Source organism: Oscillatoria sp. HE19RPO (assembly GCF_024220515.1).
In the GTDB taxonomy this organism is placed as follows: domain Bacteria; phylum Cyanobacteriota; class Cyanobacteriia; order Cyanobacteriales; family Laspinemataceae; genus Laspinema.
The window spans coordinates 1-24,144 of sequence record NZ_JAMXOT010000192.1 but is presented as its reverse complement, the minus strand read 5'-3'; the positions used below and the strand labels follow the sequence as shown (position 1 = coordinate 24,144).

Sequence of the window (24,144 nt, the reverse complement as noted above, 5' to 3'; positions counted from 1 at the left end):
CTTTCAACTGAAAGGAAGCTATGTGTCGGAGTAAATGCTTGCGCCCTCCGGAGGGCGCAAGCATTTACTCCGACATTGACGGGGCTACTTTGTTGATCTACGAACGAACGTTTTGGAGATTTTATTTTTTGGAGTTCCCTAGCCTGCGTAGGCAGGCTTTGTCCGTATAGCCCCACCCTTTAGGGTGCGGGGTTTGACCAAAAAAAGGGATGAACCCTCTATCGTTACCGACTGCTCACCCCCATGAAACCATCTCGGAGACTGCACTAGAGGTCACTAATCAACCCCTATGCAGTCTCCGGTTGAATGCATTAATTGAGATAATCCTGAATTGCCTTGACCCCCAGGGGTTCACCTTTGAGAGCGCGAATTGCTGCTACCGTTGCCTTGGCACCGGCGATCGTGGTAATAATCGGGAGTTGATAGTCCAAAGCCATGCGGCGAATCATCCGGGCATCAGTTTGGGACTCTTCCCCAGTCGGAGTATTGATAATAAACTGGATTTGCTCATTTTTAATCCAGTCAATCACATGGGGACGACCTTCATGGACCTTGTAGACCAGTTCTACATTCTCCAGACCCTGTTCTTGGAGGACCTTGCGGGTGCCATCGGTGGCAATCACCTTAAAGCCCAAATCCATGAACTCCTGAATCACCGGCACCACCAGAGGTTTATCGCGATCGTTCATCGAGACAAACACCGTTCCCTGAAGGGCCAAGCGGACGCCAGCGCCCAATTCAGCCTTGGCAAACGCCTTCCCAAAATCGGTGTCAATCCCCATGACTTCCCCAGTCGATCGCATTTCTGGACCTAACAGGGTATCGCTACCGGGGAACTTGTTGAACGGCAACACCACCTCTTTCACCGCAATATGTTCGGGAATCTTCTCTTCGGTATAGTTGAGCGATTTTAAGGTTTTGCCGGACATAATCAAGGAAGCCATCTTCGCCAACGGAATCCCGATCGCCTTGGAGACAAAGGGAACCGTCCGGGAGGCGCGGGGATTGGCTTCTAAGATATAAACCTGTTCCCCTTGCACCGCATACTGAATATTCATCAACCCAATCACCTTGAGTTTTTGGGCCAATTTAACGGTCCATTCCCGAATCGTAGCTAAAGCTGCCGGTTTCAAGGAGATAGAAGGAATCGAACAGGCGGAGTCACCGGAGTGAATCCCGGCTTGTTCGATATGTTCCATGATGCCGCCAATCACCACTTGTCCCGTGGCATCGGCAAGCGCATCTACGTCCACCTCGACTGCATTCTCTAGGAATTTATCAATCAAAATCGGGCGATCGGGTTCAACTTCCACGGCAAACTTCATATACCGTTCCAAGTCGGCATCGGAATAGACGATTTCCATCGCCCGTCCCCCGAGGACGTAGGAAGGACGCACCACCACGGGATACCCCACTTTTTGGGCGATCGCCAAGGCATCTTCATAGCTGCGCGCAATCCCATTCGCCGGTTGTTTAATGTCCAATTCCCAGAGAATCTTCTCAAAGCGTTCGCGATCTTCAGCAATGTCAATGGAGTCCGGGGAGGTTCCCCAAATTTTGGTGGTGACTTCTGAGGAGATGATGCGATCGGACCCTTGCGCCATGAGTGCTTCATACAAGGGAACCGCTAATTTCAGGGGGGTTTGTCCCCCAAACTGAATGATCACCCCTTCTGGATTTTCCGCCTCGATGATATTGAGGACATCTTCCTTGGTGAGGGGTTCAAAATAGAGGCGATCGCTGGTGTCGTAATCGGTGGAAACGGTTTCTGGATTGGAGTTGACCATAATGGTCTCGCATCCGTCCGCCCGCAATGCATAAGAGGCATGACAGCAGCAATAGTCAAATTCAATCCCCTGTCCAATCCGGTTGGGGCCACCGCCTAAAATCATCACTTTGCGTTTATTGGAAACGGTCTGTTCTGATTCTTCTTCGTAGGTGGAATAGTAATAAGGGGTTAGCGCTTCAAATTCTGCGGCACAGGTATCCACCAATTTGTACACCGGCTTCACCCCTAAGCCGACGCGGTAGGACCGTACTTGGTCCTCGTCGGTTTTGGTGGCAAAGGCAATTTGCCGATCGCTGAATCCTTGACGCTTGACTGCATAGAGTTGCTCTTTTGTCAAGTCTTGAAGCTGCGATCGCTTGAGGAATTTTTCCGTTTCCAGGAGTTCTTGGAATTTATCCAGGAACCAGGGGTCGATGGCGGTGAGTTCGTAGATTTCCTCCACCGTCATCCCCATGAGCATGGCATGACGAACGGTAAAAATGCGATCGGGATTGGGGGTGCGTAATCCGGCGCGAATTTGTTCTAAACTCGGGAGCATTTCTGGGCGATCGCATCCCCAACCGGAACGCCCGGTTTCCATTGAGCGCATTGCTTTTTGGAACGATTCATTAAAAGTCCGCCCGATGGCCATTGCTTCACCCACGGACTTCATCTGAGTCGTCAGAGTCGGTTCCGAACCCGAGAATTTCTCAAAGGCAAAGCGCGGAATCTTCGTCACCACATAGTCAATGGTGGGTTCAAAACTCGCTGGAGTCTTGCGGGTAATGTCGTTGGGAATTTCATCCAGGGTATAACCCACGGCCAATTTAGCCGCAAACTTGGCGATCGCAAATCCGGTGGCTTTGGAGGCTAAGGCAGAGGACCGAGAGACCCGAGGGTTCATCTCAATCACAATCAAATCCCCATTCACCGGATTGATGGCAAACTGAATATTCGAGCCGCCGGTTTCGACCCCAATCTCGCGGATGATGGCGATCGAGGCATCCCGCAGGCGTTGATATTCTTTATCTGTCAGGGTTTGTGCCGGTGCGACGGTAATCGAGTCTCCGGTGTGAATCCCCATCGGGTCGATATTTTCAATTGAGCAGATAATCACCACGTTATCTGCTAAATCTCGCATGACTTCTAGTTCATACTCTTTCCAACCGAGCAGAGACTGCTCAATCAGAATCTGAGAGACGGGGGAGGCATCAATCCCGCCTGCCGCCATCGTTTCAAATTCTTTTTGGTTGTAGGCGATGCCACCGCCGGTTCCCCCGAGGGTATAGGCGGGTCGAATAATTAAGGGATAGCTGCCAATTTGCTGTCCCACAGCTCTGGCTTCATCCAGAGTTGTAGCAATTCCCGAGGGACAGGTGGCGACCCCAATGCGCGCCATTGCTTCTTTAAACAGTAAGCGGTCTTCGGCTTTTTCGATCGCCTCTAGTTTTGCACCGATTAACTCGACGCCATACTTGTCTAAAACACCATTTTTCGCTAAGGTAACGGCCAAGTTCAGAGCGGTTTGGCCGCCCATTGTGGGTAACAGTGCATCGGGTCGCTCTTTCGCGATCACCTTTTCGAGCACTTCCGGAATCAGTGGCTCGATATAAGTGCGATCGGCGGTTTCGGGGTCCGTCATGATTGTGGCGGGGTTCGAGTTCACCAGCACCACTTCATATCCTTCTTCTCGGAGCGCTTTACAAGCTTGCGTCCCTGAATAGTCAAATTCGCAAGCTTGCCCGATCACAATAGGACCAGAGCCGATGATCAGGATTTTCTGGATGTCGTTGCGACGGGGCATAGGCTTAAACTTTCGACTTGTGGGTTGAGGTGTTTTCATTGTCAAGGGTCTGTTGTCAATTGCCAGCTTTCAGTTACAACTGACCACTGACCTTTGACTACTGACCCCAGATCGCATTTTTGCTAAATCCAGTTTATTTTACGAGGTTTCACTCAATCCGTATCATTTGGTTTTGCTAATAACAAGATTTGATGACTTGCTCTACGGATCCTCGCCTGTGATCACCCCCGCTTGAATCGAGGAACTCCCCGGGTCATTTTTGCCGGGAACGTGGATACAGTAACGGTTAGAAACCGGGTTTCTTGTCCTATTCATCTAAATCCTGTGCCGAGTCCATACCGCTATCCTGGATCGATTCTGATGAATTAACAGCCATCCCAGATTTCGGACAAATCCAATCGTCCGGGAGTAAATAGGGCCATCCCTGGTCAAATGCTTCTAGGCAAACTGCATGAAGGGTCAGTTGCGCGTCTAACATCTGAAATTGAGCCGCATCGGCTTGCTTGCTACAAATTTTAGCAATTGAATCACTGGTAAATTCAATCGTCTGATGGCACTGAACGCAAACGAGATGATGGTGGGGTTGTGAGGGTTTGTTCAGTTCGTAGTGTTTATGCCCTTCGGCTAACTCTAGTTCCCGCAAAATTCCAATCCGCGCCATCAAATTGAGGGTTCGATACACTGTGGATAGGCTAATTTTCTCCCCCTGCCGTTGCAACAAACTGTAGAGTTCTTCGGCACTTAAATGGTTGCCTTGGGGGATGGTTTGAAATACGCCGAGGATGGCTTCCCGTTGGGGAGTCAGGCGACAACCCAATTGTCGCAGTTCGCTTTTGAGTTGAGCCTGGGTATAAAATGGCATGACGACTTACCCACATTTATGGTCAATGGTTGGTCAAAATTTGGCCCTTTGTCTGGTAGGGTCCCTAGGGTGGGCGCGATCGCTTTGTTAGCTGGAATACACGAGGCATCCGGCATCCAACATCAAAGCGCAAGATTCCCTAACTCATCGAACATGAGCGGTAAATCCTGTCACTGTTTCTCCCTAGCTACAACTCCCCTCCATAACTTGACCGCCAACGGTCTTGACAAAATTATAATTATCCGGTATTTTACCCCTCTTATTGAAAGTAATCCTCAATAAGAGAATAAATCTAGTAAGACAGAATTTGGACTTTATTGCAAGTTTTTTCAAATAAAATTTAATCTACCCCATCCTGGTGAACTGCACCTCCGGTCCCTTCCCTAACCCTAGGGCTGTTTCATTCTCCCGGCAAAATTGATTTTTGTGTTGTTGCTAACCTTTGTCTGGCGGGGGATACAGACTGTTTTTCCTACTTGAGAGCCATCAAGTAGGAAATCAGGTCGAAAACCCTTGGGCTGTAACGCTTACGGGGTCAGAAAAATTTGACAATAAAACAGCCCGACCCTTCAAGAGAGGAATTTGTCGGCTGATTCCCCTCCCTTGGAGGGGTGTCCCGAAGGGACGGGGTGGTTTCTTTTCCTTAGTTTCACCTTAGGAAATCAGGTCGAAAACCCTTGGGCTGTAACGCTTACGGTGTCTGGAAAATTTGACAATAAAACAGCCCGACCCTTCAAGAGAGGAATTTGTCGGCTGATTCCCCTCCCTTGGAGGGGTGTCCCGAAGGGACGGGGTGGTTTCTTGATTTGAAACAGACAGATACTTTTGAGTAAAGAAGCATAGATAAATACCTCGTCATTAGCTAGAATTTACCACCCCGCCCCTGCGGGGCACCCCTCCAAGGGAGGGGAATTTTGGGGCTGATTCCCCTCCCTTGGAAATGAAACAGCCCTACTTGCCAAGGGGAGGGGACCGGAGGTGTACTTAAATGACAAATGACAAATGACCCATCTCCCCAAAAAAGATGCAGAGAGGGAAAATCCCCTCTCTGCCTTAAGCGTTCTCTTCTGTTTAGAATCGATAGGTCGAGTCGGTCAGCTTTTAAAGCTGAACTTCCTTCTACCGTAGCGCAGTTTTGAGAAACTCTCTGTGTTATTTAGCCGGAAACCACTAAACTATCGTGGGCTAGGAAATGCGCCAGATGATAAGCGCGTTCTTCTGTCGCCAGCAGGATTTTCTCGTACAGATATCGGGTGGCGCGATCGCCTAAACTCTCCGCCTGAGCCGCCTGCCGTCGCAACAATTGAATCATCCCTTGTTCCCCAACCAAGTCATGCTCCACCATCTGACGGCAGCTATAGACCCCATCCGGTTCAGGGGTCCAGCAGCACAACTCCGCTAATTTACTGAAACTCGCAGCAGGAATTCCCCCCAACCCATTCAATCGTTCCCCTAAATCGTGAACGTGCTCTTCTACCGCTTCGTAACTTTCTTGAAAAAACTCATGCAGGGCGTAAAATTCAGCACCCTCTACCACAAAATGATGTTTTTGATATTGCAAATAAAGCGCTTGAAAGCTTGCTAGTGCTACATTCAAGCCCTCGCAAACCGGGGCAGTCACTGAGGTTTCTAATCCAATCGGATTGTCCGCAATCTGCCCAAAGGATCGGACCGCATTCTGCATTTCAGCCATAATTAGTGTTCTCCTTTTGTATTGGCAACTTTTGTTGCTCAACAGAGGGATTTTAACATAGGCAAATCGATAGGTAGAGTACATGGAATACACTCTAAATATTTTTAAACCGCTATAAATTATCAATTAGCTCTATTTTTAAACTATTGCAGATTACCAATTTCCATCAGGGGTCTTACGGATTCTTTTGAACCCAACCCCAGGACCCTCAATCAATCAGATGCAGTTGAAGGTCTATCCCAATACTCTAGCCGATTACTGCTAGGGGTAGTGTGATGCCTTGAATGAACACTAGATATAGAGTTAAATGCCGCTGAATTGAGAAATCCTCTCATTTTCAAGGGGAAATTTTTGAGGAATTGTAAAGTTTTGTTAAAGTCTGCCCTCAAGTAGATGAGAATATTTGTCAGTTGCAGTAATGTAAAGAAAGAGAAAGGCGATCGCCGGGTTCAAAACCCGATCGCGCTTGCTCAGAGGGAGGGAAAGAATCAAGGGGTCCCTCTACCCCGCTTACTGACAATATTTAGCAAGTATTAGGACGCTCGCATGGAATCATCGGAGTATAAGACCGATCTAGCCCGGTTAGTGGAAGTGAATGGAACTGAACGCTGGTCTGTCTTTCATCGGTTGCGCGAACTAGAAATTCCCTGTTGGTGTGAACCCAATCAGCCCTTGCGGGTGTATCTGAGCCAGACCATAGCTACTGTGCAGTTTTGGAGTGTATCCAGACAAATGAATGCCTCTCGTCAGGAATTAGTGCGGTGGTTAGAACAATGCTGGCAGATGAATTAAGTTAAGGCGATCGCCGCTGAGAGAAGTCCCGGATCTGGGTTCTCACCAGAGGGATTGAACAGTGCGATCGCCAGAGTTTAAGCAAACTTTTGTACAAAAAACAACCACCAAAAACAAGACAATGGGTAAATCATATAAACAAACCTCAGAACTCAATCTCGAAGGTCGTTTCTTAGGGTTTGGCATCCCAGGGGGAAAAAATCTCAAATACTTTCGATTGGCGACTGGGGAAGGCGAACGGTTCATTAAGCTCGATATGCCGAAAAAGCAGCGTGCTATTTTAGAAACTCAGTTGACACCGGGAGACTGGGTGAGGGCGATCGGGGAGAAACAACTGAACCTCAAAACCGGATTATCCAAGCTCAAAGCCTATCATATTCTCCCGGCGCTCCGCCCCGTCTCTACCGAACCCGAGGCGATCGAGAGTTCTGTCTCCGGTTGTGATCATTTTCGAGACTGTGCGATCGCTGAAACTTGCGCGAGTTCTCCACCCCCCATTGCCACCCTCGAACCCATCACACCGGAAAAAAAGAAAGCCACCATTCTGATTTGTCAAAAGTCAGACTGCCGCAAGAAAGGGGGCGCAGCCGTCTGTAAAGCATTAGAAGAACAGTTGCGTCAAAAAGGCTTAGAAGATAATGTCACCATCAAGGGAACCGGCTGCATGAGTCGCTGCAAAGCTGGTCCTAATGTAGTCGTCATGCCAGATAAAGCGCGTTATACCAAGATTCAACCCGAAGAAATTCCCGAATTGATTGCTAATCATTTTTAGAGCAATCCAAAGATTAAAAACTTCCTATAAAAAGAAAGAATCGGTAAATTTTGAAATTTACCGATTCTTTAGATATTTAGGGGGACCAATACCGTGAATTTAGAAACTAAACTGAGTTCGCATGGTCCCAACCCAGATGGTATTATTGTCCGAATTATGATCGGGATTGGTAATCACGAAAAATCCGGGAGTAATGCTGATTCTGCGAGTGATCGGATACTTGAATAACGCCTCAAAATGCAAGGAAGTATCCAGGTCTTCCCGTCCTGAGACGTCATTACTGATGACTTTCGGCGGTTGCCCGACAATAAAACCAAGTAGGCTTCCTTCTTTGACTAAATCAGGAACCCCAACATTCAGCGCCCAGTTAAATAAGGTGGCACTGTCACCGCTGCTGACATCTCCATCACTGACTTCCGCTTCCGCTAAGGACCAACCGGCCCAACCGGAAACAGTGACTGGCTCGAATCCGAAGCTGGCTTGTACCCCCACGTTATTGGAAGTGGTGGCAACATCATTGGTAAAAGGTCGCCTTGCAAAGCCAGAACCCGTACTCCCGGAAACGTTGACCTCACCCCCTGGAAAATAGGAATTAGAGTAAGCCAAGCTAACCTCTAAATTTTCAATAGGAGTGGCGGTGAGCTGGGCAGTTGCGCTATAGGTGCCATCAAATAACCCATTTTTGGAAGTTGGGGTACTGGCATTTCCCGCCAGGTATGCGCCATAAAGTCTAAACAAATCGCCAAATTTGTATTCAACGCCTACACCGGCACCATTGGGTTGGCGATAAATAGCCGGGTTGCGACGACCAAATCGGGAAAGAGCACCGCTACCACTACTTTCAAACAGGGGATTGGTGACGGGCATAATGTGATTATGAGAGACCCCAGTTGCTGCGAGCCATACTCTCATGTTATCGGTGACGGGAAACCGATACTCTAGGCGTTCCAGGATGACCTCGTTATCGCTTTCTCCGTCGAATCCCAACCGAGACATGACAGTGCCCGTGGTGTTATCTAAACGTGCCACGTTTACGGCTTGCAGTCGGGTGCGGAGGCGATCGCGCCCCGTCAAGCTACTGTCAAGGACGAGACGCACCCGATACCCGAAGGAGAGTTCGGTGTCTTCTCCACCCGCGATCTCCTCTGAGCGATCGCCAAAGGCATCAATAGGAGCCATCAGGACCTCACCGCTCAATTTGGTGGTGGGGGAGAACTGATTCGCTTCTAATTCTGCGGTGCGAACTTCTAAGGCATCCACTCGACCCCGCAACGTAGCGAGTTCTGCGGCAAATTCTTCTTGTAATCGGCGAATCGAGTTGAGTTCGTCTGGCGATAAGGCATTGAACCCTTCGATGCGCTGTTGAATTTGAATCAAACAGGCGTTTAAGCTGGCGGCAAATTCGTAGCGCGTCATGGCGCGGTTACCGCGATAGGTACCGTCGCCATAGCCGAGGAGACATTGATGGCGCTCCGCGAGGGCGCTGACTGCCTGGAATGCCCAGTCTGTGGGGCTAACATCGGTCAGTTCCCGGACCGAGTTGACCTGTTCCAAGGGACCGGGTTCTAGGTCCGCCTGGGAGTAGAGATTGATTTGTTCCAGAATATCCAGGGTTTCTGGAGTTGCTGCCTCTTCAGCGATCGCCGCCACCTCCGGTACAGGATCCGTTTGGTCCGTGGCCAGGGGAGGCATTGCCGCGATCCCCATAGGAATCAATGCCTCGATCGCCAAAATAGCTGGCGATGCCAGCATGACCTTCATCCAATTGTGACGCATTCCCTTCTTTCCGTTTTTCTCACACCTAAAAAGCACTTCTCCAGCGTTTTTAATGCCAACTGTCTGGAACGGAGTGTTCAACTCACCGACTTATTACTAATTTTTATTAATAAGTCCCTGAGTTTAAATCACTCCATTGCTGAAATCGGTTCTTCAGCCTGTCTCACCTGTTGACCATCACCGATGAGAGGATTAAGCCGGTTCATGACGGGGTGGTTTCCCAAAAAGCGCGGTTGTTGTCATCCTGAAGGTTTCACGATGCCAGGGGGTCTGTGATCATCCGTAACAGTCTTGACTTAAAATCGCTGAAAATGCATATCAACTTAAGAAATACTTGATTTTTCTGTCCCTGTCAAGTAAGCCCGAATACATCGAGCCAGAAAAAATATAGAGGAGTTGAAGTGGCTAAACTCCTGTTTCAGCAAGGATTGTAGAATTTTCTCCCTGCGGTTTTCTCGGATTACTGATGATGATTATTGATTTTATTGATTGGTGTGGGATGAGATCTCGCTCTCAGGAGAGGGTCCCGGGAAAAGCCGGTCTAAAGTCAATGCGATCGGCCCTGATGTTCAAAATAATGGATCCTTGGTCCGGGGTCCTGTTCCAGAATCGGTTCCGTTCCCTGGCCCCTAATATGACCCATCCCCACCATGATCCAAAACCATTTAACATTTATTTTTGTTATAAGTTCATGTACTTGTTCGAGAGTAATCCTCGATTATTATTTCAAATAAAAAGATTAAAGTCCTGTTAGAAGCATCCCCAGGCTTGATGGAAATTAGCTGTAAAACACTGATTGGAAGTATCGGCCCATACCCAACCTATCTTAATTAATTCCGAGTTATTCGCAACTAATTTAGGAGATCAACCCTGAACAGAGAACGGGTGGGAGTGAGTACCGGAACAACTGAGGGCTGGGGCCAAACCCTGATGAGTTGTAAATTTTTTTTAAGAACCTGTAACAAATTTACCGGAAAGGCCGGGATTTTTTCGCGGTTTTCTGAGCAACATCGGTCGTTAGCCCCGATTTTTCTAAATTTTGTTTGCAGTGGGTCATGATTTGAAAAGAGGGAATTGGGGTGATAACGGGGATGGTTTTTGGCTTTTAGGCAGTTTTGCTTAGGGGTGGATCCTGGAAAATCCAAAACGAGAATTTATTTCATTAAGCTTGACGGAACTCATCCAATACCGTAAATTCAGATCTTGGATTAAAAAAACAGCTCCGGCGAGATGGCATTTCCGAGCTAATTGAGACTTTTTCTTGATTGAACGGAAACAATCCTGGAGATACTTTGGGAGGTGCAAGGAGTGAAACGCAGAAAAATATTGAGTTTATTAGGGTTGGCCCTGGCAAGTGGGGGACTGGCAGTCGCCTGTTCTAACGGAACGACACCCACCGCAACCACCCAACCGGACCCGGTAGCAACAACCGCCGCTAACCCAGTAACCGCAGAAGAACTGGTTGTTTATTCCGGTCGCAACGAGAACCTAGTGGGCTCGCTGATGGAACAATTCAAGACCGAAACCGGCATTGATGTCCAAGTCCGCTACGGAGATACAGCAGAACTGGCATCCGCCATTCTCGAAGAAGGGCAAAATACACCGGCAGATGTCTTTTTTGCACAGGATGCCGGTGCACTCGGTGCGCTGCAAAAAGCCGATCGCACCGCTAAACTGCCCGACGAGATTCTCAATCAAGTTGAGCCTCGGTATCGATCGCCCGAAGGTGAGTGGGTCGGGATTACAGGGCGGGTTCGCACATTGGATTACAATACCGACCTGGTATCACCAGAGGAAGTCCCCCAATCGATCATGGAGTTGACCGATCCGAAGTGGGAAGGAAAAATTGGCTGGGCCCCGACCAATGGGTCATTCCAAGCCTTTGTCACCGCCTTGCGCGTCTCTCTTGGAGAGGAACAAACCAAACAATGGTTAGAAGGAGTGCAAGCCAACAATCCGAAAGTATATCCCAAGAATACAGCGATCGTGGAAGCCCTGTCTCGGGGTGAAATTGCCGTCGGATTCGTCAATCACTACTATTTAGAAAAATTCAAAGCGGAAAATCCAGACGCGCCAGTTGCTCACAGCTTCCCGAACGATGTGGGATCATTGGTGAATGTGGCGGGGGTGAGTATTTTGGAGAATACCGACAATCTGGCTGCATCGCAACAGTTTGTTAACTTTATGCTAAGTCCCCAAGCTCAGGAATACTTTACCCAAGAGACTTACGAGTATCCCTTGACCACAGGAGTAGTCGCGACTAAAACCCTAACACCCTTATCGGATATTAAGTATCCTGACATCGATCTGAGTAACCTTGATGATTTAGAGGGAACGCTCAAGCTACTTCAGGAAACCGGCATTTTATAGGGGTTGCCCTAAAAACTGGCAGGGAAAGTAATGGCGATCGCCCCTTGGGATGTCCTAGGGTATAGCATCAACTGTTGCAAAAACTTCCGAGCAACATTAAACGAAACATGAGGAGATGGCAAACGATGAACTATATGTCGGGAGATGTCGGGTCCATGATTAATGTGGCGGGGGTTTCTATCATGGATACAACCGACCAACAAGCAGATGCGGAAAAATTCATCGAGTATTTGCTGCAACCTGAAGCACAAGAGTATTTTGCTGAACAAACCACCGAGTATCCCTTAGTCTCTGGGGTACAACCACCGGCTAAACAAATTCCCATCTCTCAAATCAATCCGCCCAATATTGACTTGAGCAGTTTAGCCGATTTAGAGGGAACCATTTCTTTACTAGAGCAAGCGGGACTTTTATAAGAAAGTTGAGCGACTTGAGTCAAGATAGAACATAGGTCATAAGCAATCTAGGGTGCGAAAGGTGCCAAGTCAAGGATGAAATTCAAGAAACAGGGAAAGGCGATCGCGCAGATTGGCAAGCGGTTAGAGCAGTGGGTTGGGGGCTATAAATCTTCGGGACGAGGGTCTCGCCCTCCCGGGTTTTTGGTTGCCGCCGGAAGTATTACTGCCGTGGCGATCGCCCTTCCCCTCCTGTATCTCGTCATCCGGGCGGCAGGTGCGGGATTTGAGGAAGTCTGGCCCTTGCTCTCTCGTCCGCGCACCCTAGAAGTATTAGGCAGCAGTGCCGGGTTAGCCTTAGCCGTGACCCTGTTCTCTACCTTGATATCCTTACCCCTAGCCTTTTTGACCGAACGGACCCATTTGCCCGGGCGGCGGTTTTGGGCAGTCGCCACCACCCTCCCCCTAGCGGTTCCCAGCTATGTGGGTAGCTTTGCCTTAATTGCCACCTTTGGTCCGAGAGGCAGTTGGCTGCAACTGCTCCTCGAACCCTTTGGAGTGGAAGAATTGCCCTCAATCTATGGCTGGTTCGGGGCAATTCTGGCCCTAACTCTGTTTACCTATCCCTATCTGCTGATTGCCCTGCGATCGGGCTTGCAAGGCATAGATCCGGCGATCGAAGAAGCCTCCCGCACCCTGGGAAACAATGCCTGGGCTACCTTCTGGCAAGTCACCCTCCCTCAGCTACGCCCCTCCTTAGTCGCTGGGGGGTTATTAGTTGCCCTCTATTCCTTGCGCGACTTTGGGACACCCAGCTTGATGCGGTTTGACTCTTTTACTCGGGTGATTTTCATCCAATATCGGAGTAGCTTTAACCGCAACTCAGCAGCCGTGTTGTCCTTAGTCTTAGTTGCTTTGTTGTTAGTGATTCTGGCGATCGAATACCGAGTTAGAACAGGTGGAGCTTATTACAGCAGCAGTTCTGGCGGCAGTCGCACCCCCACGCGCATCGCCTTGGGTGGGTGGAAATGGCCTGCAGTCGCCTTTTGTAGCATCATCACCGCCTTGGGATTAGTCCTCCCCATCGCCGTCACCCTCTTCTGGTTATGGCGCGGACTCAATGCGGGAAAAATCCCCCCAGATGTCCTCACCACCGGCTTTAATTCCATCCTCGCCTCCGGTCTTTCGGCCATGATTGCCACCTTCTTCGCCCTTCCCGTCGCCATCCTATCCGTGCGCTTTCCGGGTCGGATCACCACCGTTATTGAGCGCTTAACTTACATTGGATTTGGCTTGCCAGGAATTGTAGTTGCCCTCTCTTTAGTCTTTATTGGTGCTAACTATGTCCCGTTTTTCTATCAAACTCTACCCATGTTAGTGTTTGCCTATTTAGTGTTATTTTTACCCCAATCGGTCGGCACCATTCGCAGTTCCCTGTTGCAAGTCAATCCCCAATTAGAAGAATCTGCGCGCATCCTGGGCCGCACCCCCTGGCAAACCCTGCGGGAAATTACCTTACCGTTAGTCACTCCGGGAGTATTGGGCGGTGCAGTCCTGGTATTTCTGACAGCAATTAAAGAACTGCCCGCCACAATGTTACTAGCACCGATTGGATTTAAAACCTTGGCCACCCAAATTTGGCAAGCCACAGAAGATGTGCAGTTTACCGATGCAGCAGCGGCTTCCCTGTCCCTGTTGTTAGTCTCGGCTGGTTCTACGTTAGTTTTATTATGGCGAAATCCCGTTAAAAATTAAGTCAAGGGTTTGATAAGTTTTTAATGCAAATTTGCTGGAATAAATACTTGATAAAAATTTAGAAATTAACCTTTATTTTGTTAATAAAAATAGAAATTAACTCGAATTGCAAAGCTAATGAATGAACCTGAAGTTTTAAGATTAGAAGCCGTCACCAAAACATTCGATGCCACCGGAACACCCGCTGTTAATCGAGTCTCTCTGAATTTACCGAAAGGGGAAATCCTCACCTTGCTAGGTCCTTCGGGCTGTGGGAAAACCACTCTATTGAGGTTATTGGCTGGATTTGAAAAGCCTGATGCGGGGGTAATCGAAGTCGGGGGAAGACAGGTTGCCGGGAGTGGAGTCTGGATTCCCCCGGAACATCGGCAGATTGGGATGGTGTTTCAAGAATATGCCTTGTTTCCTCATTTAACGGTGGCGGAAAATGTGGCATTTGGGCTGAAAACTCAGAAAAAACAACGGATCCAGCATGAGGTGACGGAGGCAGTCGCCTTGGTGGGGTTGCAGGGATTGGAAAAGCGCTATCCGCACCAACTGTCAGGGGGTCAACGGCAGCGAGTGGCGTTAGCAAGGGCGATCGCACCAGCACCGGCGATCGTCTTATTGGATGAACCGTTGAGCAATTTAGATGTCCAAGTGCGGCTGTATTTAAGAGAAGAAATCCGCAAGATTCTCAAGAGTACGAATACCACAGCAATTTTTGTCACCCACGATCAGGAGGAGGCACTGGCAATTAGCGATCGCATTGCGGTGATGAAAAAGGGGCGAATCGAACAATTTGGGACCCCGGAACAGATTTATGAGGAACCGGCATCGCGGTTTGTCGCGGGATTTGTTACTCAGGCTAATTTTCTGCCTGCGCGACGCATTGGCAAACTCTGGGAAACCGAGGTGGGGTCGTTTGCGGTGGCAGTGCCTGAAGCGGTGATGCCAGAACCTGTGGATACTTCTAATGAAGGGGAGTTAATGATCCGAGAGGAGGATTTAATTCTGAAACCGGATGAAACGGGACAGGTGGTGATTCGCGATCGGCAGTTTTTAGGACGAGAGCACCGATATTGTTTGATGACCCCTTCGGGACGAGAATTTCATGCGCGCAGTAGTGGGGGGTCGCTGCTGGCAGTCGGGACCCGAGTTCAAGTCGCGGCGATCGAGGAACGGTTGCGAGTTTTTGCCATGAAGGGCGTCGGGTGAGGATTACAACGGTAGGTTTTTACGCTTAAGTACACTTCCGGTCCCCTCCCCTGTGTCTTGGTCCGGGTTAGGGTGGGGTTCTTCTGGGGCGATTCCCTACGGGATAGCTGCGCTTACCGCCACCTCAAGCACCCTTTACAGCTTAAGCACTAGCCCTGTCAAGGTGGTAAATTTAATGACGAAAAATCGTTATTTCTTGTAGGGGCGCGAGAGTGATCGCCTGTCAAGGGAGTAAATTTAATGACGAAAAATCATTGTTTCTTGTAGGGGCGCAATGCTTGCGCCCTCTGTTGGGCGCAAGCATTGCGCCCCTACAAATCAATACAGCTTGACAGAGCTACAGCTTAAGCGCCTGTATGCAGGCTGGTCCTACCTCTTTCTTAGTGAAGCGCGATCGCGCCTGTACGAGAACTCTCCACCCAATTATTCCTCTTGAGGTGCGGTAAGCGGAGCTATCCCGTAGGGAATCGCGCATCAAGAGGACCCCACCCTAACCCTCCCCTTGCTAAGGGGAGGGGACCGGATGTGTAGTTAAATTTGAGGCAAATCCTACATCCGCCCCAAGCTGGATCCAGAAAAATTCCCGGTTCAGATAAATTTATTATTTTTTAAGTTATGTTACCGTCGCGTGATATTATTCATTTTGGCCTGTTAGCGTCCAGGTGTAACGATCTGGGCTTAAGTTAACTAAGAGTGAACTTGTCAGACCCTTCTGAAGAACCCACTTCCCAAGAGCGAGAACTCGAACCCAACGAGACTCGTGAACCACAGGAGAATTCCACAAGGGATTCCTCTATGGATGAGTACCATCAGCTTAAACAAAAGCTGTTGGTCTCGACCCTTGTGATTACAATCGTCGTGTTTGTCTCGGTTTGGTTCTATTATTCGCTCAATATTGCCCTGAATTATTTGATCGGGGCGTGCACGGGTGTGGTTTACTTGAGAATGTTGGCAAGGGATGTTGAGCGTCTCGGCAATCAAAAGCAGAGTCTGAGTAAAGGCAGACTCGCGATGTTCATTGGGTTGATTATAGTAGCAACTCAGTGGGATCAGCTACAGGTGATGCCCATATTTCTGGGTTTCCTGACATATAAAGCCGCGCTCCTCGTCTACGTCCTTCAAACGACCCTTTTGCCGGACTCCAAATAATTGGAAAAGGCATTTTGCAAACCATCCAGTCCCTCTGGAACCCCGCTTAATGGATATGCTAGAGGTTTTAAACGCCTTTAATTCGCTCCCGATCGCCGAATTGGAAGTAGGCAAGCACTTCTATTGGCAAGTTGGCAGTCTCAAGCTTCACGGTCAGGTGGTCATGACCTCCTGGTTTGTGATGGGATTGCTGGTTGTCACCTCCTTGGCAGCTACCCGGAACATCCAACGGATCCCCGGTGGCCTTCAAAATTTTATGGAATATGCCCTGGAGTTTATTAGAGACTTAGCCAAAGGCCAAATCGGAGAGAAAGAATATCGGCCTTGGGTGCCCTTTGTTGGCACATTATTTCTGTTCATCTTTGTGAGCAACTGGTCTGGAGCGTTGGTGCCTTGGAAGCTGATTCACATTCCGGGCGGCGAATTAGCTGCACCGACCAGTGATATCAACACCACTGTAGCACTGGCCTTGCTGACATCTTTGGCTTATTTCTACGCCGGATTACGCAAGCGCGGTTTGGGGTATTTTGCTAAATACATCCAGCCTACGCCAATCCTGTTGCCCATCAACATTCTGGAAGATTTTACCAAGCCTCTCTCCCTGAGTTTCCGTCTATTCGGAAACATCTTGGCAGATGAGTTAGTGGTGGGGGTTTTCGTGTTGTTGGTGCCCCTATTTATCCCCCTTCCGGTGATGATTTTGGGTCTATTCACCAGTGCGATCCAAGCCCTGATTTTCGCCACCTTAGCGGCGGTCTACATCGGTGAAGCGATGGAAGGCCACGGCGAAGAACATCACGACTAAAATTAGGATTTGATAGTTAGATTTTGAGCGCGATCGAACCGCCAAAATCTGAGTTCGTTCATTCTTTTCATCGTTCATTTTGTACTAAAGGAAACAACCAATCATGGATCCATTAATTGCTGCTGCTTCCGTTATCGCTGCTGCCCTTGCTGTTGGTTTGGCTGCGATCGGCCCTGGTATCGGTCAAGGTAATGCCGCAGGACAAGCAGTAGAAGGGATTGCCCGTCAACCAGAAGCAGAAGGAAAAATTCGGGGGACTTTACTGTTGAGCTTGGCATTCATGGAAGCACTCACGATTTACGGCTTGGTGGTCGCACTCGTGTTGCTGTTTGCTAACCCCTTCGCCTAAGAAGATTAAAGCGGTGCCAGGGGTAGAGGGGTGAGTTAATCAATTATTAAATCACCTCTCTACAACCGGGCGCTGTTGTTTCAATTTCCATTCCGTTCAACCCCCCAAAGCAATAGCGGCTGATTTACTATGATTCAATGGACGATCTTACTAGCCGCTGAAACAGCGGTAAAGGAAGGTGGGCTATTTGATTTTGACGCCACCTTACCGATCATGGCGCTGCAATTCATAATTTTGGCGGTAGTTTTAAACGCGATCTTTTATAAGCCTCTCGGCAAGGCGATCGACGATCGCAACGAATATGTTCGGACTAGCGAACTAAGCGCTAAAGAACGCCTGTCGAAAGCAGAAACCTTGGCACGGCAATACGAACAAGAACTAGCCCAAAGTCGGAAAAAAGCGCAAGAGATTATTGCTCAGGCGCAAGCAGAAGCCCAGAAAACCGCAGCGGACCAAATCGCCGAAGCCCAGCGAGAAAGTCAAGCTCAACGAGAGCAAGCTCAACGAGAAATCGAGCAGCAAAAGCAAGAAGCGATGAGCTCCTTAGAACAGCAAGTCGATGCCTTAAGTCGCCAGATTCTCGAAAAACTCGTCGGCACCAACTTAGTCAATAGTTAGAGTAATATTAGAGGCAAAGCATTATATCAAAACTTTTCCTCTAAACAGTAAAAACATTCTAACGAATCTAACGCACGACGGCATTAAGTAAAGGAAGTTATCCATCTTATGATTCTGGGAACTTTTTGGTTGCTCGCTTCTCATGCAGAAGGAGCAGCAGAAGGAGGTTTCGGTCTTAACTTAGACTTTTTTGAAACCAACGTTGTTAATTTGGCGATCGTCATTGGCGTGCTGTTCTACTTCGGTCGGAAAGTTTTAGGAAACATTCTAACCGAACGCCGCGCCAAAATCGAAGCTGCCATTAAAGAAGCTGAAAAACGTCAGAAAGATGCAGCCGCAAAACTTTCTGACCAACAGCAGAAACTAGCCCAAGCTCAAGCTGAAGCTGAAAACATCAAAGCCCAAGCCCAAGAACGCGCCACCGTTGAAAGACAACAAATTGCCGCCCAAGCTCAAAAAGATTTAGAACGCTTGAGAGCAGAAGCCGGACAAGACCTCAACGCCGCTAAAGAACGGGCAATGGCTGAATTACGCCAACGAGTGGCAACAATGGCATTAGAACGAGTTGAAAGTCAACTCAAAAGCCAACTCGATGAAGGCAAACAACAACAACTCATTGATAACAGTATTGCGATGCTCGGAGGCAATCGATGAGTATCATCCAGTCAGAAGTTTTTGAACCTTACGCTCAAGCCCTGATGTCCTTAGCGCAAGAGCATAACCTCACCGAACAAATTGGCGAGGATATGCGAGGCATTTTGAACTTGTTGAAAGAATCTCCCGATTTGGGTCAATTTATTGGCAGTCCGATTATCAAAGAATCGGACAAAAAAAGTGCCTTGGGTCAAATTTTAGGCGATTCCGTTCAACCCTACACTCGCAACTTTTTAATGTTGCTGATTGACCGCAGACGCATTCCCTTCATCGAAGGAATTGCTAACTATTACCTCACCCTCCTGCGGAAGCTCAATCAAACCGTACTCGCTGAGGTGACCTCCGCAGTACCGTTGAATGAAGCGCAACAGGAAGGCGTTCGGAATAAGGTCAAAGAAATTACCTCCGCCCAACAAGTCGAACTCGAAACGAAAATCGATGCTGACTTAATTGGTGGTGTCGTGATTAAAGTCGGTTCGCAAGTCCTCGATGCCAGCTTACGCGGACAACTGCGGCGGATTGGTGTGCGGTTAGGCAGCAACAGCTAACCCACAGAAAATCATTAGGGAACCGACCCTCCCTAAACCCTACAGAAAAAACTACCCAGCAACCCCTAACAAAAACTGAGATGATCAGCATCAGACCCGACGAAATTAGCAATATTATTCGCCAGCAAATTGAGTCCTACGACACAGACGTTAAAGTCTCTAACGTGGGTACCGTGCTCCAAGTTGGAGACGGAATTGCACGGATTTATGGTTTGGAAAAAGCCATGTCCGGCGAACTTTTAGAATTCCAAGATGGCACCGTTGGTATCGCCCTCAACTTAGAAGAAGATAACGTGGGTGCGGTGTTAATGGGTGATGGTCACGATATCCAAGAAGGATCTTCCGTGACTTCCACCGGCAAAATCGCTCAGGTCCCCGTGGGAGAAGCGATGATTGGCCGGGTTGTGGATGCTTTGGGTCGTCCGATCGACGGCAAAGGCGATATCAACACCACCGAAAGCCGCTTGCTGGAATCTTCTGCCCCTGGTATCATTGAGCGTCGTTCCGTGTACGAACCGATGCAAACGGGGATTACCGCTATTGACTCCATGATTCCCATCGGACGGGGACAACGTGAGTTAATCATTGGTGACCGTCAAACCGGGAAAACCACGATCGCCGTTGACACGATCATCAACCAAAAGGGTGAAGACGTGATCTGCGTGTACGTCGCGATCGGTCAAAAAGCCTCCACGGTTTCTCAAGTCGTCGCCACCCTCCAAGAAAAAGGCGCGATGGACTACACCGTTGTCGTGACTTCTAACGCCAACGAACCCGCAACCCTGCAATACCTCGCCCCTTATACCGGCGCAAGCATTGCTGAATACTTCATGTATAAAGGCAAGCACACCCTGGTCATTTACGATGACTTGTCCAAACAAGCCCAAGCCTATCGTCAAATGTCCTTGCTGCTACGTCGTCCCCCCGGACGTGAAGCCTATCCTGGGGATGTGTTTTACCTCCACTCTCGCTTATTGGAACGCGCTGCTAAACTCAGCAGCGAAATGGGCGAAGGTAGCATGACAGCGTTACCGATCATCGAAACCCAAGCCGGTGACGTTTCCGCCTACATTCCGACCAACGTAATTTCGATTACCGACGGTCAGATCTTCTTGTCTTCTGACTTGTTCAACTCCGGTTTACGTCCGGCAGTGAACGCCGGTATTTCCGTGTCTCGGGTGGGTTCGGCTGCACAAACCAAAGCCATGAAAAAAGTGGCCGGTAAAGTGAAGCTAGAATTAGCTCAGTTTGCTGAACTCGAAGCATTTGCTCAGTTTGCTTCCGACTTGGATGCCTCCACCCAGCAACAATTGGCCCGGGGTCAGCGCCTGCGTGAACTGTTGAAACAAAATCAATATTCGCCCTTGCCGGTGAGTGAGCAAGTTGCGATTATTTACGCTGGGATTAATGGCTATTTGGATAAAGTTCCGGTGGAAAAAATCACCGACTTTACCAAAGGTCTGCGTGAGTATATGCGGACCAGCAAGGCGAAATACGGCGAAATCGTTCAAAGCACCAAGCAATTGACCGATGAAGCTGAGACCTTGTTGAAAGAGGGCATCGCCGAATTCACTCAGTCTTTCATGGCTACTCTGTAGGACCGACACTTGAGAAGAATTGGGAATGAAGAATGGAAGGTTTACTAAATTCTTCATTCTCAATTCTTCATGCATTAGGTTGGGAGCATTTCAATTTGTTCAAGAGACCTAACCCCCCAGCCCCCTTCCCTACGAGGGAAGGGGGAGAAAGAGGTAAAATCGGTTTTTAAGCAAAATTGAGATGCTCTCATTAGGTTTAATTTTAAATTCTTGATTCTTGATTTGGGATTATGGCAAATCTAAAGGCGATTCGCGATCGCATCCAGTCAGTAAAAAACACGAAAAAAATCACCGAAGCCATGCGCCTCGTGGCAGCAGCTAAGGTGCGTCGCGCACAAGCACAAGTTCTCGGAACTCGCCCTTTTGCCGATCGCTTGGCCCAGGTCCTGTTCGGATTGCAAACTCGTTTGCGGTTTGAAGATGTGGACTTGCCCTTGTTGAAACAGCGCGAAGTGAGTACCGTAGGATTGCTCGTTGTTACGGGCGATCGGGGTTTGTGTGGCGGCTACAATAACAACATCATCAAACGTGCCGAAGCTCGTATTAAAGAAATCCAAGCCGAAGGGTTCGATTATAAATTGGTGATTGTCGGACGCAAAGCCAATCAATACTTCAGCCGACGCAACTGCCCCATTGACGCCTCCTACATCGGCTTAGAACAGATTCCGACAGCAAAAGAAGCCTCAGAAATTGCCGACGAAGTGCTCTCGTTGTTCCTCTCGGAAAGCGTCGATCGCGTGGAATTGATTTACACGAAATTTGTGTCTTTAATCAGTTCCAAACCCGTCGTCCAAACCCTGTTACCCCTCGATCGCCAAGGCTTAGAAGTGCCAGACGATGAAGTCTTCCGCCTCACCAGTAAAGGAGGTTCCTTCGACGTTCAGCGCGAAAAAGTCGCTACGACTGCTGCGCCGGAAGCCTTCCCTCGGGACATGATTTTCGAGCAAGACCCGGCTCAAATTCTGGAAGCCTTGTTACCGCTGTATCTGAATAACCAGTTATTGCGCGCCTTGCAAGAAGCCGCCGCCAGCGAACTAGCCGCCAGAATGACCGCCATGAACAACGCCAGCGAAAACGCCAGCGAACTCATGGAGACATTAACCTTGACTTACAATAAAGCACGTCAAGCCGCCATCACCCAGGAAATCCTGGAAGTGGTCGGTGGTGCAGCCGGAATGCAAAGCTAAATTCCGCTTGACAATTCATCCCTTTTATGCGTCTGAGTTCGCTCAGGCGTTTTTTTTTGTGGGGGTGGGGAGTTGGTGGGAGGGGCGAATAAAACCGTGGGTTATAGTAAAAGGATAGAAACACTCATGACTGTTCCGATTATCCGCATAATCCTCTATTTATCTCTCTAAAACCAATCTAATGATGAAAATTACAGTCAAAAATCTTGGCGCTTTAGAGCAAGCAGAATTCACATTAGGAGAGCTAACAATCCTCTGTGGCTGTAATAATACCGGGAAAACCTACGCCACTTATGCCCTATTTGGGTTTTTATTGACCTGGCGGCAAATCTTGGCAATTAATATCCCTACGGATAAAATTGAGCAACTGCTGAACGAGGGAGTGATTCACATTGAACTCCAAGAATATGCCAACCAAGCGCAGCAAATTCTATCTCAAGCAAGTCTAGCCTATACCCAGAAATTACCAGAAATTTTCGCCTCCCCATCAGACCGATTTAAAACCTCAAAATTTGAGGTCAACCTTGACCTAGACATCATTAAATTAACCCAGAGTTTCGAGCAAACAACGGGTTCAGCAAATACCCAACTCTTTTCTCTCATCAAAACTCCCGAGAGTCCCGACTTAATCGTTACCCTGCTCGTCGAAAAAGAACAGATAAAAATCTCTAAAGAAATCCTCAAACGCACCATTGGCGATGTAGTCAAAGATATAATTTTTGGTCCCCTACTGCCTCGTCCATTCATTGCCAGTGCAGAACGAACAGGTGCAGCGATTTTTCGCAAAGAATTAAATTTTGCCCGCAATCGATTGGTAGAAGAACTGGGACAACATCATAATCCGATTAATCCCCTGGTCCTGGTTTCCCAAGTATATCAGGATTATCCGCTGCCGATTGAAACCAATGTAGATTTTACTCGAAAGCTGGAAAATATTGTCAAAAAAAGCAGTTTTATTACGGAAAATTATCCCGATATCCTAGCCGATTTTGCCGACATCATCGGAGGCGAATACATCGTCACACCCAACGATGAGTTGTATTATTTACCCCAAGGTAAAAGTCAAAAACTCAGACTTTCTTTGGTGGAGAGTTCTAGTGCAGTTCGTTCTTTGTTAGACCTCGGGTTTTACCTGAGACATGAAGCGCAAATCGGCGACTTACTGATGGTGGACGAACCTGAATTAAACCTACATCCAGAAAATCAACGTCGGGTTGCCCGATTATTCGCCCGATTGGTGAATCTGGGAATTAAAATTTTTATCACCACTCATAGCGATTACATTATCAAAGAACTGAATACTTTAATTATGTTAAACCATGATAAACCGTATCTCAGAGAAATTGCCAAAGAAGAAGGTTATCGTCAAGAAGAACTAATTTCGGCTCAACAAATTAAGGTTTACATTGCGGAAGAAGCATCGAGAATAATAGAGGGAAAAACAGGAAAAAGCAGAAAAACAAAATGTCACACTCTCACTCCAGCAGATATAGATCCAGAAATGGGGATTGAAGCGCGGAGTTTTGATACCACCATTGAAACGATGAACCGGATTCAGGAAGCGATCGTCTGGGGTGGGGAGTAATGGGTGATATTGCTATCCTCAAAGAGATGCTCCAAGATACGGCTACAGTACCCTTGGAGGAGCGCAATCACAAAAAGCAAGTCACCCTCGCAGAACCGGCACCGGCCAACTATTCTGTCACCCTTTATGGAATGCCGAAAGAAGATGAAGTTATTATCATCAAAGCCGATGCTTTTACGTCACCTAACACCGTTTTTAAAGGAAAACATGGAGAATGTAAACGTGCAGATTTTATTATCATTGCTGACACCGAAAAAATTAAAGTTATTCTCTGTATTGAAATGAAAGCTGGCAAAGGAGACACGGAAGCCAATATTATCAAACAGCTTAGGGTATTCCAACAAATAAATCATCCTTGCTTTGATGCGATCGCACCTAACAAGGCTCTTTTAGCCCGCGCAGGCGGGCTTTGTCCGTGTAGCCCCACCCTTCAGGGTGCGGGTTTTTTGAAGGTTTTATTTTTTGGA

Annotated in this window: 20 protein-coding genes; 16 read left to right on the top strand and 4 right to left on the bottom strand. The window is 48.3% G+C overall.

The annotated features are described in order from the left end of the window. Positions 1-311: 311 nt before the first annotated feature. The 3 genes from carB to NG833_RS17840 form a co-directional block, all read right to left on the bottom strand. Positions 312-3,572 (bottom strand): carbamoyl-phosphate synthase large subunit, encoded by a 3,261-nt coding sequence (gene carB / locus NG833_RS17850; RefSeq protein ID WP_254566633.1) that lies wholly within the window; start codon positions 3,570-3,572, stop codon positions 312-314. 307 nt (positions 3,573-3,879) lie between these two features. Next, the gene (locus NG833_RS17845; protein WP_254566632.1) at positions 3,880-4,434 is read right to left on the bottom strand and encodes a Fur family transcriptional regulator; all 555 of its coding nucleotides are present in this window, start codon (positions 4,432-4,434) and stop codon (positions 3,880-3,882) included. Between the two features lie 1,156 nt (positions 4,435-5,590). Then, a complete protein-coding gene (locus tag NG833_RS17840) occupies positions 5,591-6,127 on the bottom strand; it encodes a Dps family protein (protein ID WP_254566631.1) in 537 nt (178 codons plus the stop codon). 546 nt (positions 6,128-6,673) lie between these two features. Here NG833_RS17840 and NG833_RS17835 point away from each other — a divergent pair. Next, on the top strand, positions 6,674-6,919 hold the full coding sequence (locus tag NG833_RS17835; RefSeq protein WP_254566630.1) for an Asr1405/Asl0597 family protein: 246 nt from the start codon (positions 6,674-6,676) through the stop codon (positions 6,917-6,919). Between the two features lie 121 nt (positions 6,920-7,040). Further along, complete coding sequence (locus NG833_RS17830) at positions 7,041-7,691, top strand: ferredoxin (protein ID WP_254566629.1); 651 nt, start codon at positions 7,041-7,043, stop codon at positions 7,689-7,691. Positions 7,692-7,790: 99 nt separating this feature from the next. Here NG833_RS17830 and NG833_RS17825 read toward each other — a convergent pair whose 3' ends face one another. After that, positions 7,791-9,467, bottom strand: a complete 1,677-nt coding sequence (locus tag NG833_RS17825) for an iron uptake porin (protein ID WP_254566628.1) — start codon at positions 9,465-9,467, stop codon at positions 7,791-7,793. 1,308 nt (positions 9,468-10,775) lie between these two features. Here NG833_RS17825 and NG833_RS17820 point away from each other — a divergent pair. From NG833_RS17820 to NG833_RS17755, 14 genes are all read left to right on the top strand, one after another. Next, on the top strand, positions 10,776-11,837 hold the full coding sequence (locus tag NG833_RS17820) for an iron ABC transporter substrate-binding protein (protein ID WP_254566627.1): 1,062 nt from the start codon (positions 10,776-10,778) through the stop codon (positions 11,835-11,837). A gap of 125 nt (positions 11,838-11,962) precedes the next feature. Continuing rightward, positions 11,963-12,253, top strand: a complete 291-nt coding sequence (locus NG833_RS17815; RefSeq protein ID WP_254566626.1) for an extracellular solute-binding protein — start codon at positions 11,963-11,965, stop codon at positions 12,251-12,253. Positions 12,254-12,328: 75 nt separating this feature from the next. After that, complete coding sequence (locus NG833_RS17810) at positions 12,329-13,987, top strand: iron ABC transporter permease (protein ID WP_254566625.1); 1,659 nt, start codon at positions 12,329-12,331, stop codon at positions 13,985-13,987. 117 nt (positions 13,988-14,104) lie between these two features. After that, entirely contained in the window at positions 14,105-15,184 is a 1,080-nt protein-coding gene (locus NG833_RS17805; RefSeq protein ID WP_254566624.1) for an ABC transporter ATP-binding protein, read from the top strand. Between the two features lie 693 nt (positions 15,185-15,877). Then, complete coding sequence (locus tag NG833_RS17800) at positions 15,878-16,333, top strand: ATP synthase subunit I (protein ID WP_254566623.1); 456 nt, start codon at positions 15,878-15,880, stop codon at positions 16,331-16,333. Positions 16,334-16,382: 49 nt separating this feature from the next. Then, on the top strand, positions 16,383-17,138 hold the full coding sequence (gene atpB / locus NG833_RS17795) for a F0F1 ATP synthase subunit A (RefSeq protein WP_015147564.1): 756 nt from the start codon (positions 16,383-16,385) through the stop codon (positions 17,136-17,138). Positions 17,139-17,241: 103 nt separating this feature from the next. Then, the gene (atpE, locus tag NG833_RS17790; protein ID WP_015147562.1) at positions 17,242-17,487 is read left to right on the top strand and encodes an ATP synthase F0 subunit C; all 246 of its coding nucleotides are present in this window, start codon (positions 17,242-17,244) and stop codon (positions 17,485-17,487) included. A gap of 129 nt (positions 17,488-17,616) precedes the next feature. Beyond that, on the top strand, positions 17,617-18,105 hold the full coding sequence (locus tag NG833_RS17785; protein ID WP_015147561.1) for a F0F1 ATP synthase subunit B': 489 nt from the start codon (positions 17,617-17,619) through the stop codon (positions 18,103-18,105). Positions 18,106-18,219: 114 nt separating this feature from the next. Continuing rightward, positions 18,220-18,759 (top strand): F0F1 ATP synthase subunit B, encoded by a 540-nt coding sequence (locus NG833_RS17780; RefSeq protein WP_375293924.1) that lies wholly within the window; start codon positions 18,220-18,222, stop codon positions 18,757-18,759. After that, on the top strand, positions 18,756-19,307 hold the full coding sequence (gene atpH, locus NG833_RS17775) for an ATP synthase F1 subunit delta (protein ID WP_254566621.1): 552 nt from the start codon (positions 18,756-18,758) through the stop codon (positions 19,305-19,307). The genes NG833_RS17780 and atpH overlap by 4 nt, the downstream gene beginning before the upstream one ends. Before the next feature lie 80 nt (positions 19,308-19,387). Next, positions 19,388-20,905, top strand: a complete 1,518-nt coding sequence (gene atpA / locus NG833_RS17770; RefSeq protein ID WP_254566620.1) for a F0F1 ATP synthase subunit alpha — start codon at positions 19,388-19,390, stop codon at positions 20,903-20,905. A gap of 230 nt (positions 20,906-21,135) precedes the next feature. Then, complete coding sequence (locus NG833_RS17765) at positions 21,136-22,092, top strand: F0F1 ATP synthase subunit gamma (protein WP_254566619.1); 957 nt, start codon at positions 21,136-21,138, stop codon at positions 22,090-22,092. 181 nt (positions 22,093-22,273) lie between these two features. Then, positions 22,274-23,677, top strand: a complete 1,404-nt coding sequence (locus NG833_RS17760; RefSeq protein WP_254566618.1) for an AAA family ATPase — start codon at positions 22,274-22,276, stop codon at positions 23,675-23,677. After that, positions 23,677-24,144 (top strand): hypothetical protein (locus tag NG833_RS17755; RefSeq protein WP_254566617.1); only part of this gene is annotated, 468 nt, incomplete at its 3' end. The genes NG833_RS17760 and NG833_RS17755, both read left to right, overlap by 1 nt.